Origin of the sequence: Butyrivibrio sp. AC2005 (genome assembly GCF_000424145.1) — a bacterium.
GTDB lineage: Bacteria > Bacillota > Clostridia > Lachnospirales > Lachnospiraceae > Butyrivibrio.
This window is the reverse complement of the sequence record NZ_KE384140.1, coordinates 52,024-66,009: the sequence shown is the minus strand read 5'-3', so window position 1 is coordinate 66,009 and position 13,986 is coordinate 52,024. Positions and strand designations below refer to the sequence as shown.

Here is a 13,986-nt window from a genome sequence, read left to right as displayed (position 1 = left end):
TGCCCTCATTTCGGTCTTTTGATTATGTGTACATCCTTCGCAGCGATTCTGTGCATTCCGGAGGCAAGCTCGATGCCGCTTATAAGCTCTGTGCCGTCCTCATGAAGTTCATAGATTCCTTCGCTGTCACCGTGGTTTAAGACGTAAAGGATTTTTTCCTCATCATTCTCTCTGCTGGTGACCTCAACCTCGCTGGATGTGAAGGTGAGCGGGTGAACTCCTGCTTTTGTAAGGACATCTGTTAAAAATACTGCCCTGAAGTCCTCATCCGTCTCCGTAGCAACGTAGTAGGCTCTTCCGCCTCCCAGCTTCCGTGAAGTAATTACCGGCATTCCCTGATAGAAGTCCTCAAGATAACCGTAATCATCAAGCATTTTTGCGCCTTCAAGATGTATCAGATCGCACATTTTTCTTGCGAAGTATCTCTGTCCGTGATAGCTGAAATGGTTGTGCTTTTCAGGAGGAAAAGCGTCCGTCTCCTCAACCCAGATTCCTAGGATATCGCGAAGCTTTCCAGGATATCCGCCTGTTATAACAAGATCGCTCTCCTGAACATAACCGCTGAACACACCTGTCACAAAGCTTCCGCCGCCCTCAATAAAGGAACGGATCCTCTGATCAAGGTCATCCTTAACCATGTAAAGAAGCGGTGCAATGACAACTTTATATTTTCCAAGATCGGAATCCTGTGAAATTATATCCACATTTACGTTGAGCTTACGCAGGGACTCGTAGTACTGGGTAATTGTTTCCTTGTAGTTCATGTCGTTGGTCGGACCTGCGGAAAGCTCTGTAGCCCACCAGTTGTCCCAGTCAAACATCACTGCTACGTCAGACTTTGTTTCCATTCCAATCGAGCTTTTTCCAATTTCCCAAAGCTCTTTTCCAAGCTCCGTAACCTCACGGAAAACTCTGGTATTACCTGTTCCGACGTGATCAATAACAGCTCCGTGGTACTTTTCACAAGCACCTATGCTCCTTCTCAGCTGGAAAAAGAGCACGCTGTCAGCACCGTGTGCCATGGCCTGATAGCTCCAAAGCCTCATAACTCCAGGCCTCTTAAGTGAGTTATATGGCTGCCAGTTTGTAACACTTGGCGTCTGCTCCATAAGTGCAAAGGGTGCACCGTCACCGACACCTCGCATGAGGTCGTGGCTCATGGCGATTCTTGCAGGTGAATCCGAAGGCTGCGGATAATTATCCCAGGATACGAAATCCATTTCCTTTGCCCACTTGCGGTAATCGAGAGGTTTGAAAAATGCCATGAGGTTAGTTGTCACATTTGCCTCGGGAATTATCCTTTTTATCTCATCTCTCTCAAGGCAATAGCAGGACAGGATCGCCTCGGAATTAAATCTCCTGTAATCGATGGAGATTCCCTGAAAATCTGTATGAAGTCTTCCGCCCCACACGCTCTCCTCTGAAAGCGCATTAGGTAGAACTATCTCATCAAAATCGTAGAAGGTATGGCCCCAGAATGAGGTGTTCCACGCCTTGTTTACTTCATCTATTGTTTTGTATCTGTCCTTGACCCATTCTCTGAAGGCCTGCTCGCACTTTTCACAGTAACACTCTCCACCGAACTCGTTGGAGATATGCCAGGCGAGGATGTTCTCCTGATGCTTGTAGTGCTCGGCAAGTCTTGCTGCGAGTCTTCCTGCATACATGCGGTAGGTTGGGCTCGACGGACAAGAGTTGTGTCGTCCGCCAAACTTTCTTTTTCTTCCCTCAAAATCCGTGCGCAGAATATCCGGGTAGCGCTTTGCCATCCAGGCAGGATGTGCACCGGTTGATGTTGCCATGATTATGTTCATGCCGTTTTCCGTGACGAGCTTTACAATTTTATCAAGCTTTTCGAAGTTGTACTCGTCCTCAGAGGGCTGAAGGGATGCCCATGAAAAAACGTTAAGCGTGACAGTGTCGATGCCTGCCTGCTTGAACAGTTTCATGTCCTCCTCCCAGATGTCCTCCGGCCATTGTTCAGGATTGTAGTCGCCCCCGTAGGGTACTTTTTTCAAATTGTCATTCCAGCTCATTTCGCCTCCTTTGCTCCCCTCATCCGTCAGCTACGCTGACACCTTCCCCCTCAGGGGGAAGGCTTTATGTGCGGTTTCATCTTCGCTGTCTTTAATTATGGTTTCTTCTTTGCTGTCTTTAGTTGTGGTTTCTTCTTTGCTGTCTTTAATTATGGTTTCTTCTTTGCTGTCTTTAGTTGTGGTTTCTTCTTTGCTGTATTTAGTTGTGGTTTCTTCTTTGCTGTATTTAGTTGTGGTTTCTTCTTTGCTGTATTTAGTTGTGGTTTCTTCTTTGCTGTATTTAATTGTGGTTAGTATCTTTATTCTGTCTGCGGAATTCTGCGGGTGTCATTCCGGCATGCTTGCGGAACTTTTTACTGAAATAGTCCACGTCGTTATAGCCCACAAGCTGTGCAACCTCGTACACCTTGTACTTACCCTCGGACAAGAATTCCTTGGCCTTGCCGATGCGGCATTCGTTTAGGTAGTAGTTGTAGCCGGTGCCCGTGGTCCTGGTGAAAAGTCGCCCCAGATATCCGCTGTTATATCCAAATCTTGAAGCCAGATCTTCAAGAGTCAGTGGCTGCGCGTAATTTCTGTCTGTATAGGAAATGATGTCGTCAATTATGTTCTCCGAAGCAGTGTGCTCATGCAATTTTCCGAGCGCCTTGTCCAGAGTCTCGACCATGTATTGCAGGATTTCATGGAGGTAAAAACGCCCCTCTATGAACTCGATTATCCCTGCATGTGTGTCAAAAATCTCAGAAATCATCGGGTACTGCTTCGTCAGTCTGTCCTTTATTCCAAGGAGAATCTCCGTGGCACAGAGGCAGGCATCCGAGTTATCCGCGATGTTTTCCTTTATATAATCGTACAATTCCTCGGTGGAATTTATCATGGCTGTTCGGTTTCCGGAGATCAGAGCATCCAGAATATCTTCTGTGATTCGGCGCTGCGTCTCTTTGATGTCCGTGCTGCCTGAATTATTTCCGGAACCTCCGGATCCCGATTCTTTTTTATTTCCGGAACTTCCAGGGCTCGAATCAATTTCTTTTCCGGTTCTATCTGAATTTGATGAATTATCTTTTTCTTCACCGGAAGAAATATCTTTACTCCCTTTATCTGTGCCAAACGAGTCTTTGTATCTGTCATTTCCAGCGCCGTAGGAATCTCCTACGCACTCATTTTTCGCTCTTACAAAGTGCTCGCCCTCGTCGCAGAAAAACCTTCTGCCTGCAAGTTTTTTGGCGGACTCGTAAGAATCCTCTATATTAACCGGTGAATCCACCGCAGTCCCGATTGCTATGAAAAATTCATCAAGCGGGCTGTCTGATTCTATCGGCGATTTTTCATAATGTGATATAAAATCCTCGAAGCGCGAAACCGCTGCCTTCCCCTTTAAAAGAATGCAGTCGTAGCCTTCGACGTTTAAAATTTCCAAGCTGTTTTCATCAAGAAAAGTCGAGAGCAAATCTGTAAGTTTATAATCCTTTTGGCTCTCCTTTTTTAATCCAGACTGATAGGTCTCGTGGATCACCACCTGATACAAAGGTGCCAGAAGGTGCATCGAATCAAGCTCTTCCTTGATGTCCTCAGTCAGAGTGATGTTTTCAGCTCCATCTTTTTCAAAATATGTACCAAGTAATAGTTCGCTCGTCACCACGCTCTTGGCCTTGTTTCGCATCTGACCGGAGCGGCGACCTTCCTTGGCGTTTTTGTCGATTTCTTCTTTTATCTTCTTAACCGTATCGTAGAGCTCATCCTCGTCGATGGGCTTTGTGATATAGTTGGTTACTCTGTTTCTGATTGCGTCCTGGGCATAGGAAAAATCGGAATACCCCGATAATATAATGAAGTACCCGTCATAACCTTCGGTCCTGGCCTTTTTTATTACATCTATTCCGTGTATCTTGGGCATCTGCATGTCCATCACTACAAGTGTGGGTTTAAGCTTTTTTATTGCTGAGAGGGCTTCCTCGCCGTTTGATGCTGTGCCTGCGATTTCAAAACCAAGCTCGTCCCAGTCTATTATCAGCTTTATGCCTTCTCTGATATTTTCTTCGTCATCCGCAATTAGTACGGTTTGCATGCAGAGCTCCTTCCGATTAGTTTCCAGTCTGCTAATTAACATTCTATCACAATGGATGCTGTTTATTCGTTAAATATGTATAAAAATCCCCTCATCCGGCACTTCGTGCCACCTTCCCCCCAAGGGGAAGGCTTTAAATGAAAAAGCTGCGACCAACTAAGCCGCAGCTTTTCCTACAACTAAACACCAAAATTAGGAGGTGGGTTTAACAATTTTATTCTGCAAGAGCTGCCTTCTCTGCATCAGCGCGAAGCTTAGCCTCGTTCTCCTGGAAAGCAATGCACTCGTCGTAGCCATACTCCTCAGCCTGCTGGATCATGTCAGCAACAATCTTGTCGAACTCTTCATCAGACTCAGCATAGATAGCCTTCCATGAGTTGTCCTTTACGCAGGTTGAAACCTGATCCCAAACTACCTGGAGCTCATCTGAATGAACGCCGCCTGTGTACATTGTGCCGGGTGCAAGGATGTAATCCTGCTTATCAAGATATCCGTCAGGTGTGTTAGCGCCTGCGAACTCTCTCCACTTTTTCTCAATGTCAGAGCCTGCCTCTGTAGAGTAGCTAGCCCAATTACGATAGTTGAAGGTCTCACCGTTGCTGTCAGGGTTAGGAGCATCAAGTGCCCATGTAGAGTTGTTCATCTTGAATGAACCGTCATCATAGGTTCCGTCATAACCGTTGCCCATCTCTGTTGAGATGTCTGTCTTGCATGCAAGACCTGTCTCTGTAAAGCATGTGTTGCCATTTTCATCATAGTACCAGCATACGTCCTTAGGACCATACTCAGAAATCATGCGTCCCTCGGGAGTTGAAAGCCAGTTGATGATAGCCATGCAAAGCTCAGGATACTCTGTGTTTGCACCGATTGACCAGATTCTGTTTCCGCCGTAAATGTTAAGACCATATCTGATAGGTGTAGCATCTGTGGGCTTTACAGGGAACATTCCCTTGCCGTCAGCGAGGTGATCAGGTGTATTGTAAAGAGCGGAACCCATGAAGTTGAATACATTTAAGAAAGCTGTTCCGTTCTGATAGTCTTCCTGCATACCATTGAAGCCCTGTGTCTGTGAGTCGGGATCAAGAAGGCCTTTCTGGTAAAGTGTGTTATAGAACTTAAGAGTTGTAAGGTAAGGACCATTTTCCTCAAGTACAGGATGGAAGGTCTGGGTTGAAGAATCATAAAGTCCAAGACCGAACTCATCATAGCCATAGTAAGCTGTTGCTGTTGACTTTACGAACATAACCATGTCGCCGTCCCAGTCATTGAAAAGTGATACGCCATAAGTCGGATTGCCGTTATCATCTGTGGGGCAGGCTTCCTTCATCTGTGCAAGAACATCTACAAGTCCATCGAGATCCTTGATTTCAGGTGAACCGATCTGGTCGTAAAGGTCATAACGAAGATCCCATGTATACATGAAAGATCCGGGATCCTTTGCTGATCTTGTTACATCAAAACCAAATCCGTAAAGCTTTCCATCAGATGAAATGCCCTTATTTTTCTCAAGTGCAGGTCCCATGTTTGCCTGGATGTAAGGACCATATTCCTTAATAAGGTCATCCTCTTCCCAGTCAAAGAGCATTCCCTTATCAACTGCCTGCTGATACTGATCGCCATCACTACCCCAGATTACAAGGTCACCGAGGTTTCCTGACTCCATACGTGTGTCATAGACACCGTCATTTTCAGGGATGATGTTGAGCTTAACATTGAACTTATCAAGCATAACTTTTGCAAACCAGCCTGTCTGCTCGCCTGAGTAGTTAGCAAGCTGATCATAAACATCAAGTGTTACTGTCTCTGAAGGGATGATGTCAGATAAATCTCCCTCGAGTTCTCCTGATGTCTCGCCTGCGTCTGCGCTGTCTGCGCTGTCTGCATCATTTGATTCTGTCTCAGAATCTGTGCTTTCTGCATCGTCTGAAGCATCCTCTGCTTCGCCTTCTGCATCTCCTGCTTCATCTGCTGTGTCATCAGCATCCTCTGCGTCAGCTGAATCTGCACCTGCATCTGTTGTTCCTGCAGGGTTACTTGTTCCGCATGCCGCCATGGAAAAAGCCATAGTGGATGCAAGTAAGATTGATAATACCTTCTTTTTCATACTTTCCTCCTTTATACCCATATGGGTGAGTTAACCTTTTACTGCACCGATCATGATTCCCTTTTCAAAGTATCTCTGCATGAAAGGGTAAACCATGAGAATCGGTATGATTGTTACCATTGCTATTGTGTATTTAATAACTTTTCCGTTAAGCGCTGAGTCGAGAACGCTCTTACTGATTCCGGAAGTACTGCCGGCGCTCATGAGTGCTGACAGGTTACTTGTTGTATTAAGGTAGATGTAAAGTCTGTGCTGTAATGTGTAAAGCTTAGGCGCAGACTGCATCAGGATCAGTGAATCCTGGAAGGAATTCCAGTGTCCAACCGCACCGAAAATTGCGATGGTTGCAAGAATCGGCTTTGAAAGCGGAAGAATTATTGTACCGAAAATCGTAAGATGTGATGCTCCGTCAAGGGATGCACTCTCCTCAAGCTCTCCGGGGATTGCTGACTCAATATAGGTCTTAACCAGGATGATGTTGTAGGGTGCCACAATTCCCGGGATAATATATGCCCAGAAAGAATTGGTCAGACCAAGCATTGCCATATTCAGGTACCAGGGAATAATTCCTGCGTTGAAGTACATTGTGATCACAAGGAATCTGTACCAGAAGCTTCTTCCCCACATCTCTTTTTTCGTAACAAGATAACCAACGAAGGCTGATGCAAGAACCATGAAAAGTGTTCCCATTATAGTTCTCGCAAGGGTTATTCCGAATGCTCCAAAGAGGTCGTTTACCTGAAGAAGTCTTATATAGTTTTCAAAATGTATTCCCCTCGGAACGAAGTTGATAAGTCCTTTTCTTACAAGCTCGTTATCACTTATCGTGTTTATGAAAAGATAGTAAAACGGGAAAATACATATTATTGTAAAAATCGCAAATACTGTATAGTTGACGATGTTAAAGATTATGTCTCCAGGTGTCTTTTTCATCATCCTGCTGCGTCTTTTTTCATACTCTCTCTCGGCCCTGGCCTCGAGTCTTGCCGCACTTGCCATGCTACTCATTCTCACTCCTTTTCCCCTCATCCGACACTTCGGAAGGCATGAAGGATTTATTCTTAAACTATGGTCTCACCGCGGAGCACCTTACTGATTGTGTTAGCTACATACAAAAGCGTTACGCTTATTACTGATTTCAGCATTCCGACTACAGTTGAAAGCGGAATAGCTCCTTTTACGATACCCATCTTGTAAACGTAAAGATCAAGAACCATGATCTGTGTTGTGTTTGATGAGTTTTCAAAAACCAGGTACTGATCCATTCCGTTGGACAGGATTCCTGCCACAGCCATCAGGAGCAGAACATAGAAGGTAGGCATCAAGCCGGGAACAGTTACATGCCACATCTTCTGAAAACGCCCTGCGCCGTCAACTGTTGCAGCCTCGTAAAGCTGCTGGTCAATACCTGAGATACCGGCAATGTAGATAATTGCGCTCCAGCCAAGTCCCTTCCACAGGCCCCACAGAAGCATCTTCAGCCATGTGTTAGAGCCGCTCATAAGGAAGTTTTTACCCTCGGTCCATATGCCAAGGTTGATCATCATTGAACTGATGAATCCGTCTGTTGAAAAGATACAGAAGGCTATTGCAAACACGAGAACCCAGCTTATGAAATTGGGGATTGTCGTAAAGGTCTGTACAAATCTTCTGAATCTGCTGTTTTTAATTTCAGATAAAAAGATCGCGAAGGCCATGGGCATCCAGCTTGTTGCAATTCCAAGTCCGCTCATTGCAAGAGTGTTTTTCATAACGTTTACAATGTCTCTTGTTGTGGACTTGTTTCTAACGAGCTGAGCAAACCACTTGAAGGCCACGAAGTTCGACATGCTGAGCGTATCTCCGGATTTGTAATCGAAGAATGCATATCTCCAGCCCCACAGAGGCAGATAGCAGAACACGAAGGTCAGCACTATGAACGGAAGGAACATCAGGAAAAGTTTGAACCTTGTTTCCATCTCGAACTTTTCATCTTTCTCAGGTCTTCCGACAAGGAAGAGAACTGCGATCGATACGATGACCATAAGCACCAGAAGTATCAGCATAATATAGAAGAAGTTCTGGAACATCGGCTCAACCTTGGAGGGCTTTGTGGTTGCAGCTATCTGAAAATATGCTGACCAGATGCCTCCCATAGAGCAAGCTGAAACCACAGCTCCGACTGTGCTTATGAGGTTTCCTGCAAACTTGCATCTCCTGTTTCCGAGTGACAGGCACGCACCCACCGCACAAGCGATGATGCCGATGCATATTGCCAGGCTGGACAGATTGAGAAGCCTCATTGTTGACTCCAGAACCCAGCCTTTCCTAAAAGCTCTTCCGAAGTTTGATATTAAATTTCCGTAGGAAAATCCTGTTGTAAGAAGCGATGTGCTTCTGTTAATAAGACCGCTTACTCTTGCTACGTTTAATCCCGGAAAAAACAGGATCACAAGAAGCGCAACAGAAATGATTCGATAGGGATAATAGGCGATTCTCGCCACTTTTTCCTTTTTCACTTTTTTATCCTCCCATATAAGAACTTTTTTGTCCTTATAAAAAACACTCGCAGGTGTCTGCCGTTTTTAGCAGTCGTTCCTACGAGTGTCATTTTAGAAGAATATGTGAATTTCAAGTACCCGTTTAATCTGACATAAAATACAGTAATTTTTGTACATGCCAATCAGGAAAAAATTATATTCCTGAACTTACGGGTTGCAGGGCCGGTGCCGTAGTCAACCCTCTGGGTGAGCATAAGGACTGTAGTCCTACTCTCCGGATCATTGCAGAAATATGGTCCGAGCCAACCGTCCCAGCCGTACTCTCCGAGGCCGGCCATGATACCGGACTTGTCAGGATTTTTCATAATACGCATAAGGTTTCCATATGAAAATCCGCCAAGGCACACCCAGCTCTCCATGTCCTTCTGCTGAGCATCCGTAAGCTGAGGACTTGTCATGAAGCGAACCGTTCTCTCTGTGAGGATTTCCTTTCCTTCGAAGGTTCCGCCGTTCATGAGCATTCTTGCAAAGTTGGCATAGTCATCAATTGTTGAAAAAAGTCCGGCGCCGCCTGACTCGAATGCATTCTTTTTACCGTCATCACGGATACCCAAGTTGTTTCCACTGTAGGGTACGGGCTCCTCGCCATAGCAGTTATATGCCATGGCATATCTGTCCATCTTTTCATCAGGTACATAAAAACCGGTGTCCTTCATATTAAGAGGTGTGAAAAGTCTCTCCTGCAGAAATTCACCAAACTTCATTCCTGACGCCTTCTCGATTACAGCACCAAGAATGTCTGCGCTTGTACCGTATCTGAAGTGGTCACCGGGCTGAAAAGCGAGCGGAACTTTTCCAAGACGCTCTGCAAATTCCATGGTACTCATCATATTGTCTGTGGAAAATCTGTCTATCATTTCATTGTAGAGATTACCTGTCTCAATCTCAGCAGGTGAATCTGTAAAAGGATAAACAAGACCTGAAGTCATATCAAGAAGGTCCTTGATAAACATGGGACGGTCCCATCTTACTGGCCTTCTTACGCCTGCCTCAACTATTTCCTGATTGTTGAAGCTCTCGATATATTTCCCTACAGGTTCGTAGGGTTCGATCACGCCATCCTGAATCAGAAGCATAGCTGCTGCCGCTGTGACGGGCTTACTCTGTGAGTAAAGTCTTACAATTGTGTCACGCTTAAAAGGCTTTTTCTCCTCGCGGTTTGCGTAACCTGCTTCGGCGTAGAGTTCTTCCTTACCGTCCTTCAGGACAAGAAGGTTTACGCCAACCAGCTCGTTTTCCTCGATCATTCTGTTCATGCAGTTTTGTAGTAATTGTTTTTTGTCTCTCATGGTGTCTCCTTTTCCCCTCATCCGGCGCTTTGCGCCACCGTCTACGCTCCGCTTCGGTCCGCGCTAAGCCAACGTCCACTGGACGTTGAGCGCCCCCCAGGGGGAAGGCTTTAATTAAGCTGCCCTCAGTTAGGTACATTTATTTCTCCCCCCAAGGGGAAGGCTTTAATCTGGTAGTCGAAGCTCCACACTGGTGCCCTTCCCCTCCTGGGATCTTATTGTTAGTCCGTAGTTTTCACCGTAGTGTAGCTTTATCCTCTGGTGAATATTGTAAAGTCCGATGCTCGCCGCACCTTTTCCGTCCTGGTCATTTCTCTTTTCATCAAGAGATTTATTAAGGGCGATGACCTCTTCCTCGGTCATTCCCTTGCCATCATCATTTATTGTGATAATTAAATTATTGCCATCATTTTTCTTTATTTTGCTCTCGTACTCGGCAACGATGCTGATGTGTCCGTTTTTGTCCATATCCTTAAGTCCGTGGCTTATGGCGTTTTCTACGATGGGCTGAATCAAAAGTGGCAGTATTCTGTATTCGTCCGTGTTCACCTCATCTGAAATATAAAAATTCCAGGCGACTTTTTCGCCGAAGCGAAGCCTCTGAATCTGTAGGTAACTCTCCACATGTTTTAATTCGTCCGAGAGCTTCGAGGTGCTGGTGCCGGTACTCTCAAGGACGTAGTGCATTATCTTGGCAAGATACTTCACGGATGTTGCAACATCCCTGTCCCCACCGCGGATAGCCTGCATTCTTATGGCTTCTAAGGTGTTATATAAAAAGTGAGGATTTATCTGTCCTGAGAGCATCTTGAATTCCATGTTCTGCTGCATGTTCACAAGCTCCTGCTCGCGGATCTTTGCCTCGTAGTATTTCGCCTCGTTGTCCCTTATCTGCTCAGTAGTGAGCTTTAGGTCATTAAAAGTGTCCGAAAGCTCATCGTCTCCGCTAATGCTCTCGATTATGTCGTAATCTCCCGTACTTGCGCGGTGCATGGCTTCTCTTAAGGTATAAACCCTGCTGGTAAAATACCTTGAATAAAGCACTATCGTTATCACAGGCCCAAGGATTGCAAGGATAAGTACCAGCAAGAATCCAAAAAGGATTTCCCTTACTGCCTTATGTGCTCCGTAGTCTCCGACAAGCACGAAAAATCTGCTGTCAACTTTATAGGGTGCAAAGCTTGATACGTAGGTCAGAGCCACTTTTCCGTCAAGCATAATATCCCCGAGATAGTTGTAATTACTTGTGTTCTCTGAAAAAATCTCCGGCATCTCTTTTTCTCTGTCATCATATTCAGATGAGAAAAAGGCAGGTGTACCATCGAGGCAGGCCAGCATATAATTGTCAGTAGTTATCAGTCTGTTCCTTAGGTAGTTGGTGCTGACTGTCGCAACCGCATAGGCCCTGTTATCGGAATTACCCGTGTTAAATCTTCTGACCAAAGTCAGCTCGTAAGCATTCTCGTACTCGTTTAGCGGCACATGTATGCAGGTGTAGGATTCCCAGGCGTCAGGGTCAATCCCCTTATACCACTCATACCTTGAAAAGGGATCGTCAGCCACACCGCTCCCCGCAGCTTTTCCTGCTGCATCCCCATTTTCCTCTACTCCCGTTGTCCCCACATTTATAATGTAGCTTCCCGTGGGAATCTTAGGATTGTTGGTGTAGACATTTATGGTTGAAATCGAAGCGGTTGTCCTTTTCATAGAAGTGATTGTGCGGTTTACCTCGTTAAATTCCCTCTCCTCCACTTCTCCAAAAGTCTCAGAGGAAAACAAATCTCTGTAGGCCTGAACGGAAAGCACAGGCTCCAAGTTAGTGTAAAGGCTGGAAGTCACATCGAAGAGGATGGACTTAACTCTGGTGTTTTCAGCCTTGACCTGCTCCTCGTATCTGCTGTTCATCTGTCTCATAAGAAGGACAGCTGCGATTATACCTATAATTCCGATCGGTATTATCAAAGTCAGCAGCAAGATCAGGTACATCTGCTTGCCGACTCTTCCCCGGCGGCTCATGGTGTCACCTCCGCTGAATTCTCAGCTTGAATATCAGCTGACTCCTTATTTTTCTCAGCAGTTATTTCCGTTTTTTGAACTTCCGTCTGATCTTCGGTAGCTTTGGTTCTTCCTTCTGCTGCTTTTCTCAGGATTTCATATCTCTCCTGTGCATACTGTGTGTTTATATCAATAACCTGATCGAATCCTAATCTTACAAGAGTACTCAGCATGGTTTCCTTAAGACTCTGGAACTCCTCCTCATCCTTTGCGAAAACCATTTTCCAGGAGTAATCAATTATGGTCTGTCTGCACTGCTGCTCTACGGTTTTGATGTAGTCAGGATAATCCTGCATCGCCCAGTCGGAGCCCGGGATTACGGATATCAGTTTTTTTTCATTAAAATACTGTATTGGCGTAAGCGTTGTATTGTAATGTTCCTGCCAGTCCTCGGTGATCCCTACCGCAGTCTTTTCCCTATAGTCGTCCCAACTTTGATAATAAAAATCTATGTTTTCATCATCCTTGTTTTTCTGATCAACAGGTTTAAAATTGAGTCCGGAAACGCCCTCTGTCCAGGTTCCACCGCCAAATTCCTCAGGAACCTCCAGATCCTGCGTCATGTTGATAAAGGCATCAATTCCAAAAGTCGTGAGCTTTGGCCCGTCCTCAGTTTTTTCCCAGGTAAGATTCTCCGGTCCTCTGAAATCACCAGTGGGAGAGCCGCAGCACTCTATTCCTTCATCCGAATAGAGCCAGTCCACGAAGTCCACCATTCTCTGCGGATCCCTGGTGTTTCCTCCGATCATTATGGAAAAGCTCTGTTTTCCGTCAGGGTCATTTCCCCAGCAAATATAGCTGGCATCATCGATCTGCACTGAAGCAAAGCCTTTTCCCTCTGCAAGATGTTCATCCGAGTTGTAGAGGGACTCTCCCATCCAGGGCCAGAAAGAATAGAGCACTGCCCCGTCCTTAAACTTGGAAGCGACTGTCTCGTAATTCTGCATCGGAGATTCAGGATCCACCAATCCAAGCTGGTTTGCTTCATATAAAAAGTGAAGCATTTTAAGGTAAACCGAGTCGGTATTTGCTACGGACTGAATGTCACCATTTTCAGGATTCAGCATGACAAAGCCCTGGGTGTCATAACCATAGAGTGATGCCAGCGCTCCGGCGTTCTGCATCGCATCTCCATCCCAATCCCCGAAAAGGCTAAAGGCATAGACCGGTTTTCCCGAATCACTTGTACCTGCCATTTCCTGCATGGTCTTAAGAGTAGGTAAAAGATCTTCAAGACTTGAAAGCTGTGGATATCCTGCTTTCTTATATAAATCCCATCTTATGGTGGGAGCGTTTGTGGGCTCTGTATTTTCAGAGGGCTCCGTCGTTGGAAAATCCGATATCTCGCTTGGCACCGCCCAGTTCCCCTCCACCTCCGCAAAGGCTGAAGTAGCTGCAATCTGCTCTTTGTACTTGCTGAGATTTTCGCATTTTTCAAGGTAAGGTGTCATATCGAGAACCAGTCCCTCGCGCACAAGTTCGGAAAGTCTGCCGTTATCCACATTTGTCAGGATGATATCCCCGAGTTTTCCCGATGCACGCATGGTCTCAAAGGTCGCGTCGGAGCTTATATCTGTGTTGGTGGAGATTATGTTTATCTGCATGTTGAATTTGTCGCGGACTATTTTTGCAAACCATCCGCGCTGCAGTCCCTGGGTGTTAGCCTGGGTGTCGTATACATCGATTGTCAGGAATTCAGGGTACTTGCGCTCACCCTCTGTGAGATTGTCTGCACGAAAAGGAAGTCTGCACCCGGATAGGATGCAGACTGAAAGAACTAATGAAATTGTGCGAAGGATGCTTTTTCTCATAACCCTCATCCGTCAGCTTCGCTGACACCTTTCTTCGCTCCGCTTCGGTCGGCGCTAAGCCAACGTTCCCCGGACGTTGAGCG

8 protein-coding genes are annotated in these 13,986 nt (G+C 45.8%); all 8 read right to left on the bottom strand.

What is annotated here, in order from left to right; genetic code table 11:
- Window positions 1–5 precede the first annotated feature (5 nt).
- Window positions 6–2,036 (bottom strand): beta-galactosidase, encoded by a 2,031-nt coding sequence (locus G602_RS0123135; RefSeq protein ID WP_026661170.1) that lies wholly within the window; start codon window positions 2,034–2,036, stop codon window positions 6–8.
- 280 nt (window positions 2,037–2,316) lie between these two features.
- On the bottom strand, window positions 2,317–4,104 hold the full coding sequence (locus G602_RS29585; RefSeq protein WP_026661169.1) for a response regulator transcription factor: 1,788 nt from the start codon (window positions 4,102–4,104) through the stop codon (window positions 2,317–2,319).
- A gap of 214 nt (window positions 4,105–4,318) precedes the next feature.
- Window positions 4,319–6,208, bottom strand: coding sequence for a cytochrome c oxidase subunit IV (locus G602_RS0123120; RefSeq protein ID WP_026661168.1), 1,890 nt, complete (start codon window positions 6,206–6,208; stop codon window positions 4,319–4,321).
- A gap of 30 nt (window positions 6,209–6,238) precedes the next feature.
- Entirely contained in the window at window positions 6,239–7,207 is a 969-nt protein-coding gene (locus G602_RS0123115; RefSeq protein WP_081676145.1) for a carbohydrate ABC transporter permease, read from the bottom strand.
- A 62-nt stretch (window positions 7,208–7,269) separates the two neighbouring features.
- Window positions 7,270–8,706: an ABC transporter permease subunit gene (locus G602_RS0123110; RefSeq protein WP_081676144.1), complete on the bottom strand. Its 1,437-nt coding sequence runs from the start codon at window positions 8,704–8,706 to the stop codon at window positions 7,270–7,272.
- A 164-nt stretch (window positions 8,707–8,870) separates the two neighbouring features.
- Entirely contained in the window at window positions 8,871–10,037 is a 1,167-nt protein-coding gene (locus tag G602_RS0123105; RefSeq protein WP_026661165.1) for a serine hydrolase domain-containing protein, read from the bottom strand.
- Between the two features lie 165 nt (window positions 10,038–10,202).
- Window positions 10,203–12,053, bottom strand: coding sequence for a sensor histidine kinase (locus G602_RS28175; RefSeq protein ID WP_026661164.1), 1,851 nt, complete (start codon window positions 12,051–12,053; stop codon window positions 10,203–10,205).
- Window positions 12,050–13,903 (bottom strand): hypothetical protein, encoded by a 1,854-nt coding sequence (locus G602_RS28170; protein ID WP_049945441.1) that lies wholly within the window; start codon window positions 13,901–13,903, stop codon window positions 12,050–12,052. Before G602_RS28170 ends, G602_RS28175 begins: the two co-directional genes overlap by 4 nt.
- Between the last annotated feature and the right edge of the window lie 83 nt (window positions 13,904–13,986).

What these genes read in the sequence shown, in the direction of transcription:
- G602_RS0123135 (WP_026661170.1), bottom strand. Translation starts at nt 2,036, where the DNA reads ATGAGCTGGAATGACAATTTGAAAAAAGTACCCTACGGGGGCGACTAC.
- G602_RS28170 (WP_049945441.1), bottom strand. Translation starts at nt 13,903, where the DNA reads ATGAGAAAAAGCATCCTTCGCACAATTTCATTAGTTCTTTCAGTCTGC.
- G602_RS0123115 (WP_081676145.1), bottom strand. Translation starts at nt 7,207, where the DNA reads ATGGCAAGTGCGGCAAGACTCGAGGCCAGGGCCGAGAGAGAGTATGAA.
- G602_RS0123105 (WP_026661165.1), bottom strand. Translation starts at nt 10,037, where the DNA reads ATGAGAGACAAAAAACAATTACTACAAAACTGCATGAACAGAATGATC.
- G602_RS29585 (WP_026661169.1), bottom strand. Translation starts at nt 4,104, where the DNA reads ATGCAAACCGTACTAATTGCGGATGACGAAGAAAATATCAGAGAAGGC.
- G602_RS0123120 (WP_026661168.1), bottom strand. Translation starts at nt 6,208, where the DNA reads ATGAAAAAGAAGGTATTATCAATCTTACTTGCATCCACTATGGCTTTT.
- G602_RS28175 (WP_026661164.1), bottom strand. Translation starts at nt 12,053, where the DNA reads ATGAGCCGCCGGGGAAGAGTCGGCAAGCAGATGTACCTGATCTTGCTG.